This is a genomic window from Oceanobacillus sp. HCA-5259 (assembly GCF_037892815.1).
Taxonomy (GTDB): domain Bacteria; phylum Bacillota; class Bacilli; order Bacillales; family Amphibacillaceae; genus Oceanobacillus; species Oceanobacillus indicireducens.
The window spans coordinates 1-24489 of the sequence record NZ_JBBKBV010000032.1 but is presented as its reverse complement, the minus strand read 5'-3'; the positions used below and the strand labels follow the sequence as shown (position 1 = coordinate 24489).

Below are 24489 nucleotides of genomic sequence, written 5' to 3'. Positions count from 1 at the left end.
GTTATTCACTCTCCTTTGCTTCTTGCCAGTACGCTTCCATTTCGTCTAGCGTTGCTTCTTCCAATCTTTTCCCTTTTTCCTTGGTTCTTTGTTCCACATACGTAAATCTTGAAGTAAACTTCTGGTTCGTGCGATTCAAGGCAACTTCCGCATTAATCTGATAAAACCGCGTCAGGTTAGCAATGACAAATAGAACATCACCAAACTCATCCTCAATATCTTCACGTTTTCCACTTCTAATCGCTTCTTCGACTTCCTTTATCTCTTCTTCAAGCTTGGCCCAAACGTCTTTTACCTCAGCCCAGTCGAAACCGACCTTCGCTGCCTTTTGCTGAATTTTCGCTGCTTTTGCAAGTGCTGGTAGATGCTTCGGAACTCCCTCCAGGACGGAATTCCTTTGTTTACCCTTTTCTTGTTCCTTCAGCGCATCCCAATTCGTAAGCACTTCATCAGCCGAATCAACTTGAACGTCACCGAAAACATGGGGATGACGATGAATCATCTTTTCAGTAGCCGACAGGATGACATCATCAATTGAAAAATATCCCGAATCTGCGCCAATTTGACTATGGAGGACGACGTGCATGAGAAGATCACCGAGTTCCTCCGTAATATTCTCATCATCTTCTTGATCAATCGCATCAATCAGCTCGTATACTTCCTCAATTGTATGAGCTCGCAAAGATTCATGTGTCTGCTTCTGATCCCACGGGCAACCTCCAGGCCCACGCAGTGCAGCGATTACTTCCACAAGACGGGTAAAGCGGTGGGATAGTTGTTCATGATTAATTGGCGGAACATAAACACTTGTCAGGTTATTAACCTCAATAGATCTGTCCAGATCTTCTAACCTGAGCTTCGTAAGCTTTTCTCCAGCCGTCCCAGCCGCTTCCACAATCGTCACTTCATACTCAGGAGGTAAGTCTTCAAGCAAGCTAAGCTTTACTTCTGACGCAATGAAGGAATCATATACTTGGCAAAAGACGAGATGCTGTTCATAATTCAACTGTCTACGCTCGAAGCTCGTCCCATCGACAAATTGAAATCCATCAATCGGATCAATTTCGAGCGAGGTAAATAGTGCATCCAGATAACTTTGTCCACCCAAAATTTCAACAGGGATCTCCTGTTGCTCCAATAGCAGTTGCACCGTTTGCTCGGCAAGCATCGGATGCCCAGGAACGGTATAAATAATAGAACCCTCTTTCGCCTTTTCCAATAAATAGGCACTGATTTTCTCATAAACACCGGAAAAATCTGCCGTCTCCTCATAAACCTTGTCAAAGGAATGAAAATGGACTCCTTCCTGCTTTAAATCAGCAATAACAGGATGGTCCAACGTCCGTGTGTAGACAACTTTTTCAGTATTTACTAGTTTCTTATATACTCCTAACGGAAGCTGATTTAAATCACCAGCTCCAAGGCCAATTACTTCAATTTTGTTCATGGACTCTTCCTCTCCTTATAAATACGCATCCAAACATGCGACCATGGCAACATATTTATTTCCTCGGAAATAAAAGTACGCCCGCGCAATAAAATGAAAAGATAAATACATGCTCCCGTCCCAGCTACAAAACCAACGTAAAGCAGGGAACCGAACCGCGAAGGCTCAGTCGGGACAAATAAATCGATAACAAAAATATATATAAGCATAGCAGAAACAGCAAGTACCAAGGTCGACCAATTGATTTGTCTCATTAACTTTAATGCCGGCAATTTTCGCTTCAACCCTATATAGACAAGTAAGGAAAAGCATGCTAAACCTAGAATCGTAGCAAGTGCTGCTCCAGTTATTCCGAAAATTGGCACAAGCATCCGATTCCCAAACCACTTTATAAAGATTGAAAAGATGATAAAAACAGCTGTCTGCTTTGTCCCGCCGAGTCCTTGTAAGATTGTCGCACAGGTTACTCCGATGGAACTGAGCAAGATCGCAATAACGAGAATCCGTAAATCATTTGTTCCTAGCGTATCCTGATACAATAACATATTTGCTTGAGGCATAATTGCAATTAGACCTGCAGTAGCGCCTACCGCTAAATAAAACCCAATCGCAATACTACTACGGATATGCTGATAAAATGCAGCTTTCTCGTCTTGTAATTTCTGTTGTGAAACAGATGGGATCATCGCTAGCGCAAACGACGAACCAAGTACAGTCCCTAACTGAATAAGCGGCTGGCCCCGATCGAGCACCCCTTTTGCCTCCATAGCCTTAGTCTGCGAGAGTCCATATTCCTGTAAACCGGAAACGAGCGTGAACGCATCAGCAAACTGAAACAGAAGAAGCACCATATGATTGAGCGAAGCAACAAGACCGAACAGGAGCAATGTCTGAATATAATAACGCCAGGGAATAGTTGCTTGCAGCGGTAGAACCGGTTGTTCCGACTTGCGAATAAACATAGTTAACAAAAGAATAGCTGCAAGACCGCCACCAATACTTGCAATTGCCGCCCCTTCCCCAACCCGGTAAAGGTCTGCTCCTGTGAAGCTAACGTAAATCGCAACGGCAATAATTAGTAATACGCGAAAGAGCTGCTCTCCCATTTGCGAATAAGCGGTTGGTTTCATATTCCCATTTCCCTGAAACACTCCGCGGAGCAAAGAAGTAAAAGGGATAAGCAATAAACTCAAAGCCACAAGCTGATAGGCCTGTGTTAAACTAGGATCTCCAATCCAACTTGCTAAACTACCAGCAGAAACAAATAGCAACACGGCTAGTGTTCCTACTACAAGGAGCAGAATAAGAAAGATCGGGAAATAAAAATTAGCAGTCGTCTGGGTGTGACCCTTTTCTTTTGACTCCGCTGTCAATTTCGATATTGCAGATGGGAAACCATATAACGCAAGAATCATCCCCATCCCAAGCAATGGATACACTTGCTGATAAATATAAAATCCGATATCACCTGTAAGATTCTGAAGCGGAATCCGGTATCCGGCACTCAGCACTTTACTGATCAACCCAGCAATTGTTAAAAGCAAAGCTCCCCGCAGCCAACCTTTACCATCACTACTCATTAAAAAACGTCCCTTACAATACATAATTTGAGTCCATTATACCACTTAAAACACAAAAATGAGCCATTCAAGGATACCCCTGAATGACTCATTCCATAATGTTACTCCATTTGCTTTCCTAAAAATACCGCCGCTGTTTCGGTTACTTTCGCTTCTACATCGGTCAGTTTATCACCCTCTGTCGAAAACAGGAATACACAGCCAATCGGGTCGCCATTAGCGATGATTGGACTCAGGCAATAAGAATCAAGTTCCAATTCCTTGCCTTCCAACAGCTCCATCGTTTCTTTATCGGTTTTAAGTAGTTGGGAGCGATTTTCTATTGCTTTCGTGACATCTGAACCAATCATTTTATTTAAATAGTCCTTTTTCGATTCACCGGCAACCGCAATGACGTCATCACGATCACAAATTAACACTGGTATTTTTAATGAATCAAATAGAGACTCTGCATATTCCTGCGCGAAATGTCCCAGTTCGCTAATAGGCGAATATTTCTTTAAAATAACTTCTCCATCCCGATCGACGAAAATTTCAAGCGGGTCTCCCTCTCGAATGCGTAATGTACGCCTTATTTCTTTAGGAATAACAACTCTGCCTAAATCATCGATCCGTCGTACAATTCCTGTCGCTTTCATACCATGCCTGCCTCACTTTCAACTAAAAATTACAATTCTTAAGAAGTTGTAAATATCACCAGTGTTGTTTTAGTATGAGGCAACTTGGGATAAATATACATGATGAGAAAAGTTTAGGATTCGCGGTTTACTTCTGCCAAATTTTTAATCAACTCTTCTGCCACTTTATATCGTTCATGTTCGGTTTCCCTCTTCCATGTGACGACAATTTTAAGCTTCGTGTTTTCTGTTCCGAGTTGGACATTACGACCAAAGCGGTTTGCGAGTTCAAAGAGCTTCGCACCATCGACCATGTGGCTCCGATCTTCTTCCAATAATAATTCTAATTTTTTATTTTTCTCGGTAATAAATTCAACTCGTTCTTTGCGGCCATACAAGCGAAGTTTCGAGACAGTGAATAAATGTTCCACTTCTTCCGGATAGTCACCAAATCGATCAATGAGCTCATCCTGCAAGTCCGTAATATCCGTTTCTGAATCGATCGTCTGGAATAATTTATAAATATCAATCTTCTGCTTGCCATCCGGGATATAGTCTTCCGGAATATAAGCATCAATCTTCAAGGATATCTCTGGATCAAATGGCGTAATATCCTCGATTTCTTTCCCTTGTTTACGGGCATCGATTGCATCTTTCAACATTTTCGAATACAGATCATACCCCACGGAATCGATGAATCCATGCTGCTGGGAACCGAGGAGATTTCCTGCACCGCGAATCGATAAGTCGCGCATCGCAATCTTAAATCCAGAGCCTAGCTCCGTGAATTCCTTGATCGCCTGTAAACGCTTCTCAGCAACTTCGCTTAAGATTTTATCTTTTCGGTAGGTAAAATATGCATAAGCGACTCGGTTCGAACGACCGACACGTCCTCTCAGCTGATAGAGCTGACTTAATCCCATGCGGTCCGCATCATTGACAATAAGTGTGTTCACATTTGGAATATCAACACCCGTTTCAATAATCGTCGTACTCACCAACACATCAAATTCACCTTCAAGAAAGCTTATAATTACATTTTCAAGCTCTGACTCGTTCATCTGTCCATGGGCGACCCCAACACGAGCACCGTCAACGAGCATGCCGACATCCCGGGCAACCTTATCGATATTCTCGACACGGTTATAAAGGAAAAACACTTGCCCCGCGCGAGCCATCTCCCGTTCAATAGCTTCCCGTACGAGAATTGGATTGTATTCCATTACATACGTCTGAATCGGGAAACGATTTTCCGGCGGTGTTTCAATAACAGATAAATCACGCACACCGAGCATCGACATATGAAGGGTACGCGGAATTGGTGTTGCTGTTAGAGTAAGGACATCTACATTCGTTTTAATCTGTTTAATCTTCTCCTTATGCTTCACACCAAAGCGCTGCTCTTCGTCAACAATCAATAAGCCTAAATCAAAATACTCCACGTCTTTTGATAACAATCGGTGAGTACCTACAACAATGTCAACAGTACCTTTCTTCAAGCCTTTCAATGTCTCTGTTTGTTGTTTTCTTGTGCGGAAACGGCTTAATAATCCGATATTAATCGGGTAATCCTGGAACCGTTCACGGACCGTTTCGTAATGCTGTTGGGCTAGGATCGTTGTCGGGACAAGGAAAGCGACTTGCTTTCCGTCCATAATCGCCTTGAATGCAGCCCGAATGGCCACTTCTGTCTTCCCGTATCCAACATCGCCGCAAAGCAGCCGATCCATTGGCTGTCGTCTCTCCATATCCTGCTTAATTTCCACAATACAGCGCAGTTGATCTTCCGTTTCTTGATACGGGAAGGCCGCTTCAAACTCCCGCTGCATTTCAGTATCCGGGGAAAAGGCATATCCTTTCCGTGATTCCCGTTCAGCATAAAGTTTAATAAGATCATCTGCAATATCCTCAACTGAAGACTGGACCCGGCGTTTTACCTTTGTCCACTCTGATCCGCCAAGTTTATAAAGCTTCGGTTCCTTTCCTTCCGAACCGACAAATTTCTGTACGAGATCGATCTGATCAATCGGGACGAATAACTTGTCATCCCCAGAGTAACGAATCAGCATATAGTCATTATGCATGCCATTCATTTCTAATGTTTCAATTCCTAAATATTTCCCTACTCCATGATTCGCATGGACGACATAATCCCCGACATTTAATTCCTGATAACTCTTGATGCGCTCCGCATTGGAAATTTTTTGGCTTTTCGGTTTCCGTTTCGTCTGTTTTTTGAAAAGTTCATTTTCCGTAATCACAACTAGTTTATGCATCGGAAGTTCAATCCCGCTCGATAAGCTCCCTGTAACAATGGTCGGCTTCGTTACCGGAAGCTGCAACTCCTTCGCAACGACTGATTCAATTTGATAATCTTCTAAAATTGATTGGATCTTTCCGGCTCGTTCCGCGTTCGGTGCTAGAATTAAGACAGATACGCCACCTTTTTCCCAGCGTTCGAGTTCACCTTTAAATAAAGGCATCTGTCCGTGGAATTCCTGCATTGCCCGAGATGAGAGATTAATAATATTCTCTGGTTGTGTATTCGGGATATGTCGGAGGAAAACAGACATATATATGCGCTGTTGCTTCATCTTCTCCATTACGGTCTGCCAATCAAAGGAAAAATGGGTGTCTTTCACCATTCGGTTCGATTCAAGTAAGCTGCTATACCACTCGGCCTCCTCTGTATCAAGGTTCGTAGCCGTTTCTTGAATTCTTCCCATTTCCTCTAAAATAAGCAGACCGTCACTCGGAAGATAATCTAGTAAACTCTTAGGATCTTCGTAGAAAAATCCAATATACTTATGCATCTCCTGAAAGCGTTCCATGTTCCTGAGTCGGCTAATATCATACTCGACCGTTTCAAGCAGCTCTTCCTTTGCTTCTTTCGATGTTTTATTCTTGAGGCTTTCCGCCAGTGCCTTTTCAATTCGTGCAGCAGCGGCAAGAAGGTCTTCCTGCGTGAGAAGAAGCTCGGTTGCCGGGCCAATTGTAATTTCTTCAGTCCGTTCGAGAGACCGTTGTGTATCCGCATCGAAAAAGCGGATGGAGTCAATTTCCACATCAAATAATTCAATCCGGACTGGATGTTCCTCTGTTAGTGGATAAATATCAATAATTCCACCGCGTTGGCTGAATTCTCCCGGCGCCGTTACCATCTGCGCTCGTTCATAGCCCATCTCGACTAAAAAGGAGAAATAAGCTTCTACATCTATTTCTTCACCCTCTTTAAAATAGAGCTGATATTTCAACCATTCACTAGGATGTGGCAGCATCCGTTTCAGGCCTGCAATCGGGGCAATTAAAATATCCGCCTTCCCGGCAGTCCAGGCCGAAAGTGCTTCCAAACGCTGACTTCTCAATTCGGGGCTAGCTGTCGCAATTTCTGATGCGATCAGCTCGTTCACCGGGTATAGATGTACCCGTTCCTCTCCTACAAGCTCGGCTAAATCGTCATATAGCTGCTCCGCCTGCAACAATTGATGAGTAACTAATAATACCGGTCGCTTCAACGACTCATTAATAGCTGAAACGAGCATACTCCTAGCGGGCCCAGTAAGACCCGCCACGAGCTGCTCCCTCATCCCATTCGATATTCCACTCATAATCGACTGGAAATCTTCTTTTTCCTGTAAAAACTGATATATTTCTTTAATCATTATACCACTCTACCTATTTCAAAATAAATGCAAAAAACGCTTTGGTCCGTACCAAAGCCTGTTCAACCTATTGTATAAAATAATCGAGTTCATGATAATGAGGATGCTCCTGCAATGCAGCCTCACACGTATCACAAATCGCGTAAATCTTTATATCACCATTTGCCTGATATTCCATCATTTCCTGTTTTTCCTTTGCTGTTAATCGATCAATTCCAAGAACCGAGGCATCTAGAACTTGTTCCTCCAGTCTGCCAATCTCTTGGGTGCAATGTCTGCAATGATAGATAATTGCCACGTAAATCGCCTCCTCGGATATCTATACTTAAAGTGTATCCGAAAAAGCCCCGATTATACGCGCCTACTCACACTTACTCGTTATAATCATTCATGACATCAATGAACTTTTTACCTGCCACCCACTCTTCGCAAGCGTCAGCAGATTTCGCGATACTTTCCTTGATCGTGTCCCGTTCTGCTTTAGCAAAATCAGCAAGTACATAATCAACGACAGCAACCGTATTAGCCGGTCTACCTACGCCGAAACGAATGCGGTTAAACTCTTTCGTTCCAAGATGTTCGATTATAGAACGCATCCCATTATGACCACCATGACCACCTTTTGCCCGCAAGCGAATCTTTCCGGTCGGTAAATCAAGATCATCATAAATGACGAGCAAATCTTCCGGTTCAATGCTGAAATACTCCATTAATGGGCGGACAGCATTACCGGACAAGTTCATGAAGGTCTGAGGTTCTAAGAAAATGACCTTTTCCCCAGCGAGGTTCTCCATTGCATATTCACCGTTGAACTTCTTCTTATTCAATTTAAACCCATGACGGGATAACAACTCGTCGACGACCATAAAACCAATATTATGACGTGTCTTCTTGTACTTTCTTCCAGGGTTTCCTAACCCGACAATTAGCTTCATCCTTATTCTTCCTTCTGTAAAATTTTATCACGTATGAACAGTCTGTAATACCCCCTCCTCAAAATATGAGGGAAACCCAAAATATGAAGGTGTGGGGATATACAGTCCGTAAATACCTGATTCTGTTCAACTAACATTCAGGGGCGGGTGGTAAGGAAACCCCCACTGAATGAGTTTCACTTCATCCGGAATTTTCAAAAAATATGCCCTTATATTCTCATAACACTTAACAAGCCCTCCTATAGAAACCAATATGTTCCTGCTAGGAGGGTTGTTCTTTACTATATCATTAAACTGCTTAAATTATTCTTCGTCTGATTCTTTCGCATCAACAAGCTCAGGCTCTGCACCATCGTCAGGAAGCTGTGTTTCTGGCTCCTCTTCAGTTGGAGGTACGATTGTGACAATAACTGCATCCGGCTCATCCACAAACTCATACTTATCAGATGCTGGTAAATCCTGCACGGTGATTACATCTCCAATTTGAAGTTCAGATACATCCACTGTAATCTCATCTGGGAAGTTAGCAGGCTTTGCATTAACAAGCACTTCATACTGTGGCTGCTGCATGACGCCGCCCTCTTTTGCACCAGCTGCTTCTCCTTCGATACGTACCGGTACAGAAACTTCCATTTCCTCGGACATATCAACAACGTAAAAGTCAACATGGATGAGCGAGTCTTTAATTGGATCGATTTGATATTCGTGAAGCATCACATCAACGGAAGTGCCATTTTCAACATCCAATGTGATAATTGCGTTTCTTCCTTCGTCACGAACTGTTTTCAATAATTCAACACTATCAACTGCAACGGTTTTCGAATCTTTATCTTTACCGTAAACAACTGCAGGAACTTGTCCATCTGCACGTAATTGTTTTGTTACTGAATTACTTAAATCGTCCCTCTTTAATGCTTTAAGCTTTATTGCCATCTTCATCATCCTCCAAATAATTTTCTATTGTAAAATAGACAAATTTGATCATGTAATTAAGTATAGATATATACCTTTTTACGTAATGAATGAAACTATTAATCGAATAGAATGCTTACAGACTGCTCTTCGTGAACACGAATGATTGCTTCACCAATTAAAGGAGCGACCGACAAGGCAGTAATTTTATCCAGTTTCTTCTCTTCTGGAAGTGGAATACTGTTCGTAACAACCAACTCTTTGATCGCGGAATTTTCAATTCGGTCAATAGCTGGACCTGATAAAACAGGATGTGTACAACAAGCATACACTTCTGTCGCACCATTTTCAATTAAAGCGTCTGCCGCGAGGGTGATTGTACCACCTGTATCAATGATATCATCAATTAAAATTGCAGTTTTACCTTCCACGTTCCCAATGATATTCATGACCTCTGCAACATTTGGCTTCGGTCTGCGCTTATCAATAATCCCGAGAGGCGTTTTCAGACGGTCAGCAAGTTTTCTTGCTCTTGTTACACCACCATGATCCGGAGAAACGACGATAATGTCTTGTAAATTCTTTTCCTCAAAGTAGTCAGAAAGAATCGGCACACCTTGTAAATGGTCAATTGGAACATTAAAGAATCCTTGAATCTGCGGTGCATGAAGATCTAGTGTGATGACACGCGTTGTACCAGCTGTCTCAAGTAAATCAGCAACAAGCTTCGCTGCAATTGGTTCCCTTGCACGCGCTTTCCGGTCCTGTCTTGCATATCCATAATAAGGCATCACGATATTGATTGATTTTGCTGAAGCACGTTTCAGTGCATCGATCATAATTAATAATTCCATTACATGATCATTAACCGGTGCACAAGTGGATTGCAGAACGTAAACATCACTGCCACGAATGCTTTCCTCGATATTAATTTGAACTTCACCGTCACTGAATCTTGATACGGTACATTTACCCAGCGGGATACCAAGATGTTCTGCGATCTCCTCTGCCAGTGCGGGATTTGAATTTAGTGTAAATAGTTTTAACGAGCCATCCTCATATTTAGATGCCATGGAATTAACCCTCCGTTGTTATTTTTTTCCTTTAAATCGTTCTGCATAATCTTCTTTATTCGTTTGTCTTGCTCTTGCAATTGATAAAGCATTTTTCGGTACATCTTTATTGATTGTTGAACCTGCAGCCACATAGGATCCTTCGCCAATCGTAACCGGCGCAATCAAGTTTGAGTTACAGCCGACAAATGCATTGTCTTCAATTTTTGTAAGGTGCTTTTTCTTCCCGTCATAGTTAACTGTAATCGTTCCGCAACCAATATTTACATGTTCCCCAACATCCGCATCACCCATATAACTTAAATGGGAAACCTTACTATTATTGCCAAGGGAGGTTTTCTTCAATTCGACAAAGTTACCGACCTTCGTATCGTTGCCGATAACAGACTCTGGGCGCACATGAGCAAATGGTCCAACAGCGACGCCTTCACCGATTTTACTATCGTGAACAACGCTTTGCTTGATCACTGTTCCTTTACCAATCGTCGACTGGTGCAGTTCACTGTTCGGACCAATCACAGCATCTGCTTCTATGGTTGTCTTTCCGGTAATCCGTGTTCCTGGATAGATCGTCACATCTTGACCGATAACAGCATCTGCTCCGATATACGTATTGTTCGGGTCAATAAGCGTAACCCCGTTTCGCATATGCAATTCATTGATACGTTGCTTCATAATCCGCTCCGCTTCAGCAAGCGCCACTCGGTCGTTTACCCCAAGTGTTTCCTCAAAGTCCGGTGTGAGATAAGCGGTTACTAATTTATTTTCGGCTTTTAAAATTTCAATAACATCTGGTAAATAATATTCACCCTGGGCGTTATCATTGGAAACTTTCCTAAGTGCCTCAAATAAATCTTGGTTATTAAAGCAGTATGTACCAGTATTTATTTCATTAACGAGTAATTCGGCTTCATTCGCATCTTTATGTTCGACAATGCGTTCCACTTCTTTATCCGCATTCCGAATAACCCTCCCATATCCAGCAGGGTCAGGAGTGTTCGCTGTTAAAATTGTTGCGCTAGCTTTCGTTTCCTCGTGATGTTCTACTAGCTTGCGGAATGTTTCTCCTGTAATCAGCGGGGTATCTCCGCATGCAACAATCGTCGTCCCTTGGGCATCCTTTAATAGATCTTCCGCCTGGAGGACAGCATGGGCTGTTCCTAATTGTTCTTCCTGCACAACATATTCTGTTTGTGCTCCAAGCTCTTCTTGAACTTTTTCCGCACCAAAACCAACAACTGTAATATTTTTATCTAAATTAACGACATTTAACTGGTCAATGACATGCTGTACCATCGGCTTTCCCACCACAGGGTGCAGCACCTTATAAAGCTTTGATTTCATTCTTGTACCTTGCCCTGCAGCAAGAATTACCGCATAGCGATTTGTCATAAAGAAACCTCCATTATTCTATTTGTCCACTTTAAAATATATCGTAAACGTATGAGGATTTCAAGAATTGTTGAATATTGCGCTGGATTTTAAACGCCGAAAAAAGATGGTATTGGAAGGTTTGTGAATTAATGGCAAAAAAAAGAGGCTAACCTGTGTAAGATTAGTCCCCCCTGTCTATCATCAATCATTTTAGGAAGCACCTGCTTCTTCAAATTCGACTTCATTTTCTCCCGATAGTCGGTAAGCTTCCAGTACCGCCTCTTGAATCTTATTTCTCGTATTTGAATTAATTGGATGGGCAATATCTCTAAACTCTCCATCCGGCGTACGTTTAGACGGCATTGCTACGAAAAGTCCATTATTTCCGTCAATCACACGAATATCATGGACAACGAATTCTTGGTCCAAAGTAATTGATGCAATTGCACGCATTCTGCCCTCTGTATTTACGCGGCGCAATCTTACGTCAGTAACTTCCACGATGTGTTTCACCACCTTTTCCCATTTGAACTCTACATGTATAGTTCAACAAAACTCTTAAAATTCCTGCTTTAATTCATAAAAAATTAATTTTCTTACTAAAAGTTTTAAAAGGAAAAGATTACGGTGAAATTATTTGAAATTACCAGGTACAATCTCCATCTGATTTCCCTTTGTATCCACTTCGGAAATCTTAATCAGTGATGTATAGTTGGTTACTTTTCTTTCTTCGTCTTCGTCATCTGCTTCCGCGAATACTCCAATTGCTTTCACTTCCGCATCAAACTCGGCAAGTAAATTCGTAATCCCTGTTATCGTTCCTCCTGCCTTCATGAAATCATCGATGATACATACATTTGAACCTTCTTTCAAACTGCGTTTCGGAAGGACCATCGTTTGAATTCTTCGGGAGGAACCTGAGACATAATTGATACTGACCGAGGAACCCTCCGTCACTTTCGGGTCCCTTCTTGCAATTACGACCGGTACCTGGAGAAAAGATGCTACTGCATAGGCAAGTGGAATCCCCTTCGTTGCTACGGTCACAATTGCATCAAGTTCAATTTCTGAAAATCTGGAAGCAAAAATACGGCCGATTTCTCGGACCGTTTTCGGGTCACCTAAAAGGTCACTCATGTATAGATAGCCACCGGGTAAAATCCGTTCCGGGTCTTTTAGCTTTTCACATAATTCAAGGATGAAAGACTCGTCATAAGCATCAGCATTTTTCGGAATATAACGGACGCCTCCACCAGCTCCTGTCGTCCGGTGAAGTATCCCCAGCCCTTGCTGCTCAAACACGTCATGTATAATATCAAGATCCTCACTTATCGAGGACTTTGTTGTACCGCATAAGTCCACAAAGTAAGGTAATTGTGTATGTGTATGGGGGTTTTCCAAGAAAAATTGTGTTAACACGATTAAACGGTTACTTCTTTTCATTACGACACCTCAAAACCGTATATTTTATCTAAATATACCACTTTCGTACGTGTTTTGGCAATATTTAGCCGAGGAGGCGGACGAGATACACTTCATCACAGAAACCGCGCATTCCATTATAAATCTTCTTCGCCTTCTCTTGATGCTCCACTAAACCATATACGGTCGGTCCCGTACCGCTCATTAAAACACCGGGTGCCCCCAAATTTTTCATCGTATCTTTAATCTGCTTTACTTCCGGATGAAGCGTAATTGTAATTGCTTCCAAAGAGTTGCCAATATACTTACAGATTGCGGATAAATCTCTCGCATGAAGCGCTCGAATAAGGGCTTCATTATTAGGATGCGTTAGCTCCTCCACTTTTACATGTTGGAAAATCGTTCGAGTCGATACACCAATATCCGGTTTTGCCAAAACAACCCAACAGGGCGGCGGAGAGGGAAGCTTTTCCACAATTTCACCGAAACCACGCGCAATTGCCGTCTCACCGTACAGACTAAACGTCGCATCGGACCCGCACTTCGCCGCAATGAGGGCTAAGTCCGCCAGTTCAAGGTCAAGGGACCATAATCGATTGAGTCCTCGAACCACAGCCGCCGCGTCGGTACTACCGCCCCCGAGACCGGCCGAGACAGGAATATGTTTATCAATCTTAATATGGACACCTTTTGTAATACCAAATTTTTCTTTAAAAAGCTTTGCCGCCCGATATGCTAAATTCCGCTCATCATTCGGTACATAACGGCTTTCCATGGAAATTCTAATTCGATCTTCTTCAAGAGATGTAAATTCCAGTCGATCAGCTAAATCAATTGTCGTCATAATCATTTCCACATCATGGTATTCATCAGTTTCCCGTTTGCGCAATACATCAAGCGACAAATTTATTTTTGCTGGTGCCTTCTCTATGATCGTCATGCTCCTTCACCTGCTCCTGAAACGAAAAGTTAAACAAATTGTATCATAATCCCCATAGAGGTGCGACCTTCAAAAGCAGAAGCGCCCGCATATCGACGTACGGCGCCGGAGTGGGACTAACGGAACCTTCGCAAAGGAAAAAAGCAAGCGACTAGCGCTTGCCTTTTTCTAGGTTCTCCTCAGCCATTTCAATAGCACGTTTCACCATATTCCCGGCATCCCGTGCTTTGATGCCACCCCAGCCCTCTTGCTGGACCGTGTCGTAAAACCCTAACTCTTTGGCGATTTCTTCTTTCAGCTGGTCTGACATGATTCCTCTACGCCTTCCCATGAAAAAACAGCTCCTTTTCGTTAGTATCGTTACGACACACTTAGCTTGACCTATCTGCAAAGAATGAACCGCGGAAGGTTACGGAAACGGTGGGAAAATCGAACAAAGGAGCTTGAGCCGGACGTGCTAGCCCTGGATACTTAAGTTATCACAGCATTTTTATTTTATACTTATCTTTTTTAAAAAAATAAAGCAGTGGAGTTGTAATAATCCACTGCTTTATTCGCGTCTCTATCTTTGGTCTAAAAATTTTAGTTCAACTGTCTCTGTTAAAATGTCTGCGTAGCTGTATGACACACGTTCGAATGCATTTTCGTCTTGATCAAGTTCCACGATAAATACAGAAGGATAAGTTTCTGCTAATACCCCGGATCTGACAATCGTTTTTCTTCTGCCTCCATTTGCCTTCAAGCGCAAACGTCTACCTATTTGGCAGTCAAGACCTTGCTTAATTTCGTTCAATGTTTTAGCCAATACACTCCACCTCACTGCTTCTTATTATAGCATAGGCTCGTTCATTAGTCAAATGAAACTAAATATTATAACAGGATTGCATTTTACCTGTCAACAATAAAATTAGGTCTTATTACGTATTATTAGTAATTATTAACTTTTTATGTACGGTTTGCATAAAAATTATCGGATAACGCTTTATTACTGCCCAAGTCTCCAAAAAAACAAGACAAATATCCTGAGCTAGAAAGCAGATAAAGGAGAGGAGAGCAGCGCCCGCATACACACTTTTTTCAATATCGGGTTTAGCATGAGTATTAAAGTCCATTATGTGTAGCGTTTCAGCGGGGATGATTACACATCGTATCGCCGCTGGAGAGCACTGACAGAGCTTATCAGTGATCTACTCCCTGCATTTTATTGTCACTGGAAGTCACGGACAAGCTCTTCGTATTTTTTAGGTTTTAAAATTCAATGATGTTATTGGTTGAGGTGTTTGGCTCGGTAGGTTCTTCTTCTGTGCCGTCAAGGTAAGGCATTCCCGTTCGAAGGAGACCGCGAGTTTCGACGCCACCCATGCCTTTTTCTCCAGTTAATGTGTTGCGGAGAACGTCCGAAACATTGACGCTTTCCATAAAAGGAGTATAAGCAATTTTTGCTGCGATATAAACAGGATCCAATGCGTGAATGTTAATTCGGTATGGTGAGCTTGCGAAATTCGCACCAGCTCGGATAATCGACTCAAAATGGGATTGGCACGCACCGGCAAAAATAACGAGCTGATCAAGATGGGGATTCACCCTTCTTGCTTCCCGCACCGTTTCGGCAAAATACTTGGAATTTCGGTATGCACGTAAATCCTTTTTTTCGCCTTTGTTTTTTGAATAGGAGTCATGACCGGTAATGATAATTAAATTTGGCTGAATCCTTTCAATCAGTGGGCCAATCGCCTGGGGCATATCCTTTTCAAGTAAGTGGACACCGTGCACATGTAAGCCTACCCGCTGATAAAGACTGATACATTTCCGCAAATAAATCGGGTCACCATCCAAGTGTAGGACCTTAGCAGGAAGCTGGAAATATGAAAAGTTCCGCTCATAACCGCCACTTATCTGATGTGCTTTTTTCTCCCGCATCAACTGGTAATCTTGACGGAATAAACGATAAGAAAATTCTTCTTTCTCTTTCGATTTTTTTTGCCGTATTTCCAAATCCGCACGAGCTACTATCGTTAAATCTTCAATTGGCGCATCAGCTTGCAGACGCATTTCCGTACCACGCAAGAGTACTTGCTCTTTTTCTAATTCGGACACACGAAAAACTATATCATGGTTATAGGATTTCCGTGTTACAATATCACCAATTTTTATATCCATATATCCACCTCATCGCCCAGCATTCCTTTTATAGGCTATGAAAGATGTTTATAATCTGTGCTTTTAAATCCGTGCTTCACTGTTTTAAAACTTGCCTTAAAAAAGCTAATTTTTTCTTTGTATAATCAGTGGTGTAGGTGGAATAGGTATCCATAAAAACATGGCTTAATCTTACTTTATTTTTATCAATTAGATACAGCTCATTTGTTACACCAAGACGATTTAATTTTGCCGCCAAATCCTTTGCTTGATCAGGGAATGTACCTGTATTCCCATCTGCAATAAACACAGGTGGAAAATGTTCCGTCGCGTGGTCAATTACATTTCCTTGTTCAGCATATTCATCCGTACCATTAAGCAAATGTTCCTTTTGGAAATAATTTCTGCTGAATTGATAGAAAATCCAATTAGAAGAAGCAACTGGGGATTTTGTTTTCCCCATTCTTTCTAAATCAAGTGCCGCAGAATCTAAAACAGCAGCTTTAATAGCATCCCGAGAGATAACAGGAGTAATTCCTATTTTCTCTGCATACGCCTGATTCGTTTGCACGTTCAAAAACTGTCCGACAATCTGCCCTCCAGCACTGCTACCCGCAAAAATAACTGCTGACATATCTACCCCATATTTATTCCCCTGTTCTTGCATAAATTCGACAGCCTGAGACAATTGTTGTAAAGGCACTGGATAGGTATATCCTGGAGATAGAGCATAATTGATTGAGACGACATTATATCCTGCATCAAGCAACTGCTCATAGTAAGCATTATCCTCCAGCTTTTTATCACCTATCGTCCAACCACCGCCATGCACAAAAAAATACGTTGGTCTTTCTATATTCGGATCGTTGTTTACAATATACACATCTAAATAGCTATTTGGATAATCCTTGCCATACTCAATATCACTTATCTTTAAATGACCATGTTCCAACGTTTTCTTTTCCGGGGGAAGTGCATCATAACTATTGCCATATCCCTTGTACGATTGAACGACACTCATTAATGGAGCGGGCGTTATAAAGTTTACAATCACAACAAATGAAACCAAACTTGAAATGACAATTCCTACTGATTTTAGCAACCGACGTGTAATTCTCCACCTATTCGACCCAGTATTTTTATCACGTTCAAATAACTTTCCGCTGATAATAAAGCAATAAAATCCAATTCCAATTACAAGCATTTGAGCCACTACAAAAGCTGGATACCAATCCGTAATAAGCCAAGTCACTTCAAACAAAATAGCAAACCCACTGGAAGCAAGCGTAACAGTTCGAATAATTCCTCCATTCCTTTTAAGATAAAGGCTGGAGATAACAAGAAAAATAAGCAAGCATAAAATCAGTACACCTATCATTCTGCCAGCATTCACATAATAACTTTCCATCCACACTAGGAGTATGAATAGTCCCCCCGCTATACTCCATACATAACGATATAAACGGCGGCTTTTATTCCCCATTAGCATTTACATCACCCAACACATTTTTAGGATTTTTTATACACTTTCTTTAATCAGGCTTCCACTTATTTTCTAAATCAAACGTATACGACAAAGAGAAGGCCACAATTACTATTATACAAAACAATTCCCCTTAAGATTAAAATCTTAAGAGGAAATTGATACTTATATCTTCATCTTAATTGAGCAACATATTTATGATATATTCTTCTTTTAAATCAGGAGAAGCTTCGCGCTACAATAGTATGAAATGAATGCGCTTTAGCTTTTGACTTTTCCGTCCGTGCCCCGTCACCATGTTTGAAAGAAGGGGGAATGACAGCCGATTAAAGTGAAATTAAAAACTACTTTTTCAATAAAACATAGGGCTGAAATTACCGCATTTCTTAACATGAATACAAAAGAATCGGAGAATGGTATATGGAAAATATTGTTTTGGTTAGTATCGCAGTTATCATTGTCGTTGGTATTTTCTCACAATGGCTAGCTTGGAGGATTCAATGGCCATCCATTGTCATCATGTCAATTGCCGGTTTATTGCTGGGACCTGTATTTGGCCTGTTTAATCCACAAGAAGCTTTGGGAAACCTGTACAGTCCATTGATCTCGCTCTCGGTCGCGATCATTTTATTTGAAGGCAGCTCGAGTCTTGATATTCGAGAAATCAAAGGCGTATCCAAATCCGTCTTTCGGATTGTTACGATAGGTGCATTCATCGCTTGGATCGGTGGAGCAATTGCTGCGCATTTTATAGCCGGCCTGAGCCTAGAAATTTCATTTATTATCGGTGGTCTATTTATCGTAACAGGACCTACCGTTATTCTTCCTTTGCTAAGAAACGCAAAGTTAAAACCGCGAACGGCAGCAGTACTTAAATGGGAAGGTATTATTGTAGATCCCTTTGGTCCGCTGCTTGCACTATTTGCTTATGAAATAATCAAAGTATTAACGAATGATAGCCTGCACGCAAATTATATATTTAATTTCCTTTTAAGTGCAGTTATTGCTATTATTCTCGGTTATGTAATCGGTATGCTTGTCAGTTTTATGATTAACAAAGGATTATTTCCGGAATATTTAAAGTCCCCTATTATCATTTCCTTTGTACTGCTTTGCTTTACCTTGGCAGAAGTTGTGATGCATGAAACAGGTATGCTCGCAGTAACCGTAATGGGATTAACGATAGGTCGTACGAAACACTATATATCATCGATTGGGCAAGACGTGAGCCAATTTGTGGAAAATGTTTCTGTTTTATTAACGTCAACCATTTTTATTTTACTAACCGCTTCCTTGACACGTGAAACCATTGCCGAAATGTTTACATGGCCAATTATCGGGTTCGTTCTTGTAATGCTATTTATCGTGCGTCCTTTATCCATTTGGCTTTCTACTGCCGGTACAGAGCTTTCCAATGCTGAAAAAATTCTGATTGGCTGGATAGCGCCACGAGGAATTGTCGCACTATCTGTTTCCGGATATTTTGCGACCATTCTCTTGAATGATGGGGAAGGTGCTGCAATGCTTACAGCCCTAACCTTTGCACTTGTATTTATTACGGTTTGCGCACATGGTTTTTCCCTCAGACCAATCGCTAAGGCTCTTGGGCTCGCTAACGACGCTGCACCCGGTATCCTTTTAGTTGGGGCCAATAGTTTTTCAATTGCACTCGCGGATTATTTACAGAAGATAAATATACCTGTGTTAATTAGTGATTCTTCGGCCACACTGCTTCAACCTGCCGTGAAAAAGAAAATTCCTGTCTACCACGGTCAAATTCTTGCAGAACACAGCGAATACGAGGTAGACCTGACACCATATGAAACCATCCTTTGCTTAACTGGAGATGCTGCATTTAATGTGCTAGTCAGCCAATCCTATGCACCAAAATTCGGACATAATCACACCTTTACGCTTACCAGCGAGAGCTATAAGCAGCAGGATTCGAAAAAAATTCCTTTTGCAGGGAAGGCTAACCTTTTATTTCGTGAAGATGCTGTATTCACTGAACTAAATAAGAAAATCAATACGGGATATAAAATACAAGCATTGCCAATGAACCACCAAGATAAAATAGATTTGCTTCCTGAGGACGCTATTCCGCTGTTAATCAGAAAGAAGAATACCATTCAGCTGATTACGCTTAGAAGCAAAATAATGCTTGATGAAGGAGATCAACTCGTCGTTTTACAAAAAGGTAAGTCAGAATAACAGAAAACCACCACTTATTCTTCTTTTATAGAACAAGTGGTGGTCTAGCTTGTTGACTTACTTTATAATTGTGTAGCTAAAAAAATTAATATTTTTTTAATAATCATGTATTACAGTATAGACAACACGATAAATCAAGGAGGTAAAAGTATGGGTCCTCTACTATTATAAGATATCCGGTAGAAAAAAAGTCAACCTCCTGTTCTTATCTGCTTTTAACAAGTAGGCTGACAGCTTCTTTAATTAATTCTCCTTCATCTGTTCCATCTTTTTCTGCTGCTCGAACACATTCAACTAAATTCGAACTCACAATAACACCTAATGTTCTATCTACTGCGGACCGAACAGCTGATAATTGTGTAACAACATCCTTACAATCTTTATTTTCTTCCATCATCTTTAAAATCCCTCGGAGCTGCCCTTCCATCCGCTTTACTCTATTTTTCATTTGATCATTATATTCCATGCTTATTCTCCTTTTTCAAGAAATAGTAAACAACCTTATAATATACCCACGCCCGTATTTTGTCAATATAACTGCAAGGACTCACAATTTCATAACAATTGACACATTACCCTAAGGGGTATATGATATAAGCATAAGTCAAATTTCTTACGCCTTACGATAAATAACATATACCCTACCAGGTAAATTAGTAAAAGAGGAGTGTGCATGATGGGAAAAAAGATAGTAATCATTGGCGGAGTGGCCGGTGGAGCCTCCGTTGCCGCTAGAGTAAGAAGATTGGATGAGCGTGCAGAAATTATCATGTTTGAAAAAGGACCTCATGTATCATTTTCCAACTGTTCCTTACCCTATCATCTGAGTGGAATTGTTGAAGATAGCGAGCAACTCGTTCTAATGAATCCAAACATATTTAAACAACGCTATAACATCGAGGCACGAGTTAATCAAGAAGTTATCAAGATCAATCGAGATAGAAAAACAATCACTGTAAAAGATTTAATGACAGATAAAACCTACGAAGCAGCATACGACAAATTGGTATTATCACCTGGAGCGAAACCGATTAAGCCAAACTTAGAAGGCATCCATAACGACAACGTGTTTACGATCCGTAATGTGGTCGATATCGAGAATGTAAGGAATTTTATCAAACAAAAAGACTTAAAGGACATCGCCGTAATTGGGGGTGGCTTCATTGGTGTAGAAGTTGCTGAAAACCTTAAGCTCGCTGGACACAATGTATCATTAGTCGAGTTTGCCAACCAAGTCATGGCACCGTACGATTACGATATGGCACAAATCCTTCATAAAGAAATGGTGGATAATGGCATTGAACTCATTCTAGACGATGGATTAACAAAAATTGGAGACGGTTATGTCGAAACAAGTTCAGAGAAAAGGATAAAGGCAGATGCGGTCATCTTAGCCATCGGTGTGAGACCGGAAACGACATTAGCGGAAGAATCAAACCTCGAAATTGGGAACACCGGCGCAATCAAAGTTGATCATAACTATTTAACAAATGATAAAAATATTTATGCTGTCGGAGATGCAATTGAAGTGCATCATCGCTTATTACACAAACCGACAAGACTTGCACTGGCAGGACCAGCTCAAAAGCAAGCGAGGGCTGCGGCTGATCATATGTATGGTATTCCGAACAGAAATCAAGGCGTAATCGGTTCATCATCCATCAAGCTTTTTGACTTGAATGCAGCTTCAACTGGACTAAATGCGAAAACCGCTGAACAAGCTGGAATTACTCATGATACCGTTTATGTCATGCCTGGAGATAAGGTAGGTTTGATGCCGGACAGTAATCCGATGCATTTTAAATTAGTCTATGAATACCCGACAGGTAGAATTCTTGGTGCTCAAGCAATCGGGAAGGGAAATGTCGATAAACGGATTGATGTTATTGCAACGATGATCACAATGAATGGTACATTGGAAGACTTAAAAGACCTTGAGCTAACATACTCTCCAATGTTAGGGACAGCTAAAGATGTTGTAAATCATGCTGCACTTGTGGCCCTCAATCAGTTAGAGGGACGCTATCAGGAAGTAAAAGTTTCCGAAGTCCGTGGATTAGTTGAGAACAATGCCTTTATTATCGATGCTAGAGAAAAAGGCGAATTTGAATCAGGTCATCTAAAGAACGCAGTGAATATTCCGCTAAGTGAATTCAGAGAACGACTAACCGAAATTCCTACAGACAAACCGGTGTATATCCACTGTCGCTCAGGTCAACGAAGCTATAATATGGTCATCGCGTTAAATAATCTTGGGTATACAAACATACACAATATTTCCGGTTCCTACTTAGGTATTAATCTTTATGAATACTTTAATGATCTCGTTACTGGAAGAGAAAAAATCGTAACTGCATATAATTTTAACTAATGAGGTATTCACATGAATCAGACAACAATCGTATATACATCAGCGCTATGCCCAGTATGCGGCATGGTTAAAAGCTTTCTCGATACGTTAGAAATACCGTATCAAGAAGTGAATGTGGATATGAACCCGGTCGCCATGCTTCAACTGATCACGAAAACAGGAAGGTTGTCTGTTCCACAAACGAAGATAAATGGGAAGTTGATTTCCGGTTTTAATCCGGAGAAGATGATGCAAGCATTGAATGGTTCATTACTATAGCAAAAGGCTGGGACAAAATAGAGCAGAGCGATGTCCCTGCCTTTTTACTTTTTCATTCAAAAATATGACTTAAATCCAGCTCCAATCCAGGTAAGCTTTGAATAGCAATGTTATCATCTTTTGTAAATATTCCTTGCAGTTTGTACCCAGCATCCGTTAAAAGATGAATAAACTTGCCCATCAATTAATTCGATTCGTTTTCCTTCAGACCATATTAGGTAATCAGCATACGAATACTTTTTATCACTGCTCGGGATAGCCATATTACCATTCCTTTCAACTACTATTAAAGTCTAAGAAAACTAACGATCAATTCTTCCGATCACTTTCATTCAGCGTTAGTGCAATTTTCTTCTGGAGGTCCGCAGTCCAGACACCTCTCGCTTTCCGCAGGCGGCTGGTGAGCCTCCTCGTACGCTTTGCGTACCGCGGGGTCTCACCTATGCCTTTCGACGAACAGGAAGTTCTAATGCCAGCGTTGGTCGCAGGACGTGACCGTTCTTAGCCGGCCTCCTGCAGGAGTCTCGAGGTGTCTGGACTGCTCCGAGGAAAAGCGTGATTTGGATTACTGTTTAATATTCCGGAAGTACAATCCTTATCATAACGGAATAATTTCTTTTTAAAATAATCCTTTAGACTAGTTCAGTTGCCCGGCGGACGGTGACTCCTACGGGAAAAGCACGAGTCCGAAGACCTGAGCGGGAACCGAGGCAGACTAAGAACGCTCTCGTATGTGGCAACGTCTGCATTAGCACGTCCTGTGCGTCGAGGCTTCGGCCGTGCCTTAGGATGCGCATCCGTCCGCCGGGCAATTGAACGGCGATTAGAACGCCATAATTAGTGAACGAACCAGACACTAACGCTGAATGAAAGTAATAGGGTCTCTTTTAGATAAGGATATCCAAAGAAGGCTGGTTATGCAACATGATCTAGAATTCAAACGAAAAACCGGACCGTCGCCATACATATAATCCCTACAAGAACGGTAGCTGATAAACTCTTTGTCCACAAGGCAATAAAAAGCGTTGGGATGATTGCAGCAAGCACTCTCCAATCTATTGCTAATACTGACGCATCTTGAATGATAAAGCTATCAACAATCAAAGCGGTAAAAATACAAACCGGTATAAATGAAAGCCATTTGACGACAACTTTTGGAAGGGCTATATTTCTAATAACGATGAATGGAATAACCCTCGGAATAAAAGTTACAATCGCACAGCCCAATATAATTAAAAGTACGGTTAGATTAATACTCATTTGTCTTTTACCACTCCAATCGTAGCAACAATGACTGTAGTTAAAAGAATCGCGATATAGGAAGGTACGAACAGACAAAATACGATCATCAGTACAACGACATAACCAATTAAAGATAAATAAAAATTCAGTTTACCTACATCGATATGCTCTAACTGCAGTACAAGTAAGGCAAGGAACATAGCGGTTAAAGCAAAGTCCAATCCGAGTACTTCCGGATTGGAAATCCATTTTCCAAAAATCGCACCTGCGACACAGGATAAAATCCAAAAGATATACGCGGTTATATTCAATCCGTTCATCCAGCGATCATTGAACGTTTCTTTTTGGACAATCTTATTCGCAGCGACACCAAATGACTCATCTGTGACAAGGGCACCGATCCCAATATTTTTCAACAGAGAATAGTTTGTGAAATAAGGAGCCAATGTCATACTCAATAGCAAATGCCTTAAATTCACAATGAAAGTTGTAAATACAATAACAGAAAAAGGACTGCCTGCTACAATCAAAGCGCAGATAATAAATTGGGATGCACCAGCATAAACGAGTATAGATAAAAGGGCAACTTCAAGCACACTCAAATTTGATGAAGCACCCACAATTCCTGCAGCAATGCCTATACTGATATAACCAAATAAAGTTGGAATACAATCCTTTACACCTTGAGAAAAAGTAGACAATTTATATCCATCATCCATCTTTTTTGCCAACTCACTCATTATTTCCTCACCCTCTTGTACGCAATACTAAACATATGTATGTTATATTATTCCCTACATGCTATAATAAACATATCAAAGAG

Annotated in this window: 23 protein-coding genes; 3 read left to right on the top strand and 20 right to left on the bottom strand. The window is 41.3% G+C overall.

Features of this window, described 5'->3' with window-relative positions; all coding sequences use genetic code 11:
* Position 1 precedes the first annotated feature (1 nt).
* The 16 genes from mazG to WKU33_RS14870 form a co-directional block, all read right to left on the bottom strand.
* Positions 2-1447: a nucleoside triphosphate pyrophosphohydrolase gene (gene mazG, locus WKU33_RS14945; RefSeq protein WP_340455359.1), complete on the bottom strand. Its 1446-nt coding sequence runs from the start codon at positions 1445-1447 to the stop codon at positions 2-4.
* A complete protein-coding gene (locus tag WKU33_RS14940; protein ID WP_336252829.1) occupies positions 1444-3027 on the bottom strand; it encodes a putative polysaccharide biosynthesis protein in 1584 nt (527 codons plus the stop codon). The genes mazG and WKU33_RS14940 overlap by 4 nt, the downstream gene beginning before the upstream one ends.
* Before the next feature lie 101 nt (positions 3028-3128).
* Positions 3129-3665 (bottom strand): stage V sporulation protein T, encoded by a 537-nt coding sequence (gene spoVT, locus WKU33_RS14935; RefSeq protein ID WP_336252828.1) that lies wholly within the window; start codon positions 3663-3665, stop codon positions 3129-3131.
* A 113-nt stretch (positions 3666-3778) separates the two neighbouring features.
* A complete protein-coding gene (mfd, locus tag WKU33_RS14930; RefSeq protein ID WP_336252835.1) occupies positions 3779-7303 on the bottom strand; it encodes a transcription-repair coupling factor in 3525 nt (1174 codons plus the stop codon).
* Positions 7304-7373: 70 nt separating this feature from the next.
* Entirely contained in the window at positions 7374-7604 is a 231-nt protein-coding gene (locus WKU33_RS14925) for an anti-sigma-F factor Fin family protein (RefSeq protein ID WP_336252827.1), read from the bottom strand.
* Positions 7605-7677: 73 nt separating this feature from the next.
* Positions 7678-8241 (bottom strand): aminoacyl-tRNA hydrolase, encoded by a 564-nt coding sequence (gene pth, locus WKU33_RS14920; RefSeq protein WP_336252826.1) that lies wholly within the window; start codon positions 8239-8241, stop codon positions 7678-7680.
* Positions 8242-8544: 303 nt separating this feature from the next.
* Entirely contained in the window at positions 8545-9174 is a 630-nt protein-coding gene (locus WKU33_RS14915; protein ID WP_156857421.1) for a 50S ribosomal protein L25/general stress protein Ctc, read from the bottom strand.
* Between the two features lie 98 nt (positions 9175-9272).
* The gene (locus tag WKU33_RS14910; RefSeq protein ID WP_156857422.1) at positions 9273-10226 is read right to left on the bottom strand and encodes a ribose-phosphate diphosphokinase; all 954 of its coding nucleotides are present in this window, start codon (positions 10224-10226) and stop codon (positions 9273-9275) included.
* A gap of 18 nt (positions 10227-10244) precedes the next feature.
* On the bottom strand, positions 10245-11618 hold the full coding sequence (gene glmU / locus WKU33_RS14905) for a bifunctional UDP-N-acetylglucosamine diphosphorylase/glucosamine-1-phosphate N-acetyltransferase GlmU (RefSeq protein ID WP_336252825.1): 1374 nt from the start codon (positions 11616-11618) through the stop codon (positions 10245-10247).
* A gap of 192 nt (positions 11619-11810) precedes the next feature.
* Positions 11811-12101, bottom strand: coding sequence for a septation regulator SpoVG (gene spoVG, locus WKU33_RS14900; RefSeq protein WP_156857424.1), 291 nt, complete (start codon positions 12099-12101; stop codon positions 11811-11813).
* A gap of 132 nt (positions 12102-12233) precedes the next feature.
* Positions 12234-13043 (bottom strand): pur operon repressor, encoded by an 810-nt coding sequence (gene purR / locus WKU33_RS14895; RefSeq protein ID WP_336252824.1) that lies wholly within the window; start codon positions 13041-13043, stop codon positions 12234-12236.
* 64 nt (positions 13044-13107) lie between these two features.
* The gene (gene ispE / locus WKU33_RS14890; RefSeq protein WP_340455358.1) at positions 13108-13962 is read right to left on the bottom strand and encodes a 4-(cytidine 5'-diphospho)-2-C-methyl-D-erythritol kinase; all 855 of its coding nucleotides are present in this window, start codon (positions 13960-13962) and stop codon (positions 13108-13110) included.
* Positions 13963-14113: 151 nt separating this feature from the next.
* Positions 14114-14293, bottom strand: coding sequence for a small, acid-soluble spore protein, alpha/beta type (locus WKU33_RS14885; protein ID WP_156857427.1), 180 nt, complete (start codon positions 14291-14293; stop codon positions 14114-14116).
* 231 nt (positions 14294-14524) lie between these two features.
* Entirely contained in the window at positions 14525-14767 is a 243-nt protein-coding gene (veg, locus tag WKU33_RS14880; RefSeq protein ID WP_156857428.1) for a biofilm formation stimulator Veg, read from the bottom strand.
* Between the two features lie 443 nt (positions 14768-15210).
* Positions 15211-16122 carry a sporulation peptidase YabG gene (gene yabG, locus WKU33_RS14875; RefSeq protein WP_156857429.1) on the bottom strand — a complete coding sequence of 304 codons (912 nt, stop codon included), beginning with the start codon at positions 16120-16122 and terminating at the stop codon, positions 15211-15213.
* Between the two features lie 76 nt (positions 16123-16198).
* The gene (locus tag WKU33_RS14870) at positions 16199-17509 is read right to left on the bottom strand and encodes an alpha/beta hydrolase (protein WP_340455356.1); all 1311 of its coding nucleotides are present in this window, start codon (positions 17507-17509) and stop codon (positions 16199-16201) included.
* Positions 17510-18004: 495 nt separating this feature from the next.
* Between WKU33_RS14870 and WKU33_RS14865 the strand changes: the two genes are divergently transcribed.
* Positions 18005-19795 (top strand): cation:proton antiporter, encoded by a 1791-nt coding sequence (locus tag WKU33_RS14865; RefSeq protein WP_336252822.1) that lies wholly within the window; start codon positions 18005-18007, stop codon positions 19793-19795.
* A 205-nt stretch (positions 19796-20000) separates the two neighbouring features.
* On the opposite strand, the gene WKU33_RS14860 is transcribed toward WKU33_RS14865, so the two are convergent.
* Positions 20001-20261 (bottom strand): metal-sensitive transcriptional regulator, encoded by a 261-nt coding sequence (locus tag WKU33_RS14860; RefSeq protein ID WP_156857432.1) that lies wholly within the window; start codon positions 20259-20261, stop codon positions 20001-20003.
* A 210-nt stretch (positions 20262-20471) separates the two neighbouring features.
* Between WKU33_RS14860 and WKU33_RS14855 the strand changes: the two genes are divergently transcribed.
* Entirely contained in the window at positions 20472-22166 is a 1695-nt protein-coding gene (locus tag WKU33_RS14855; protein WP_336252821.1) for an FAD-dependent oxidoreductase, read from the top strand.
* A gap of 12 nt (positions 22167-22178) precedes the next feature.
* Positions 22179-22424, top strand: coding sequence for a glutaredoxin family protein (locus WKU33_RS14850; RefSeq protein ID WP_156857433.1), 246 nt, complete (start codon positions 22179-22181; stop codon positions 22422-22424).
* A 52-nt stretch (positions 22425-22476) separates the two neighbouring features.
* On the opposite strand, the gene WKU33_RS14845 is transcribed toward WKU33_RS14850, so the two are convergent.
* From WKU33_RS14845 to WKU33_RS14835, 3 genes are all read right to left on the bottom strand, one after another.
* Positions 22477-22605 (bottom strand): hypothetical protein, encoded by a 129-nt coding sequence (locus WKU33_RS14845; protein WP_255454408.1) that lies wholly within the window; start codon positions 22603-22605, stop codon positions 22477-22479.
* A gap of 755 nt (positions 22606-23360) precedes the next feature.
* Complete coding sequence (locus WKU33_RS14840) at positions 23361-23684, bottom strand: AzlD domain-containing protein (protein WP_156857434.1); 324 nt, start codon at positions 23682-23684, stop codon at positions 23361-23363.
* Positions 23681-24406, bottom strand: a complete 726-nt coding sequence (locus tag WKU33_RS14835) for an AzlC family ABC transporter permease (protein WP_156857435.1) — start codon at positions 24404-24406, stop codon at positions 23681-23683. Before WKU33_RS14835 ends, WKU33_RS14840 begins: the two co-directional genes overlap by 4 nt.
* Positions 24407-24489: the final 83 nt, after the last annotated feature.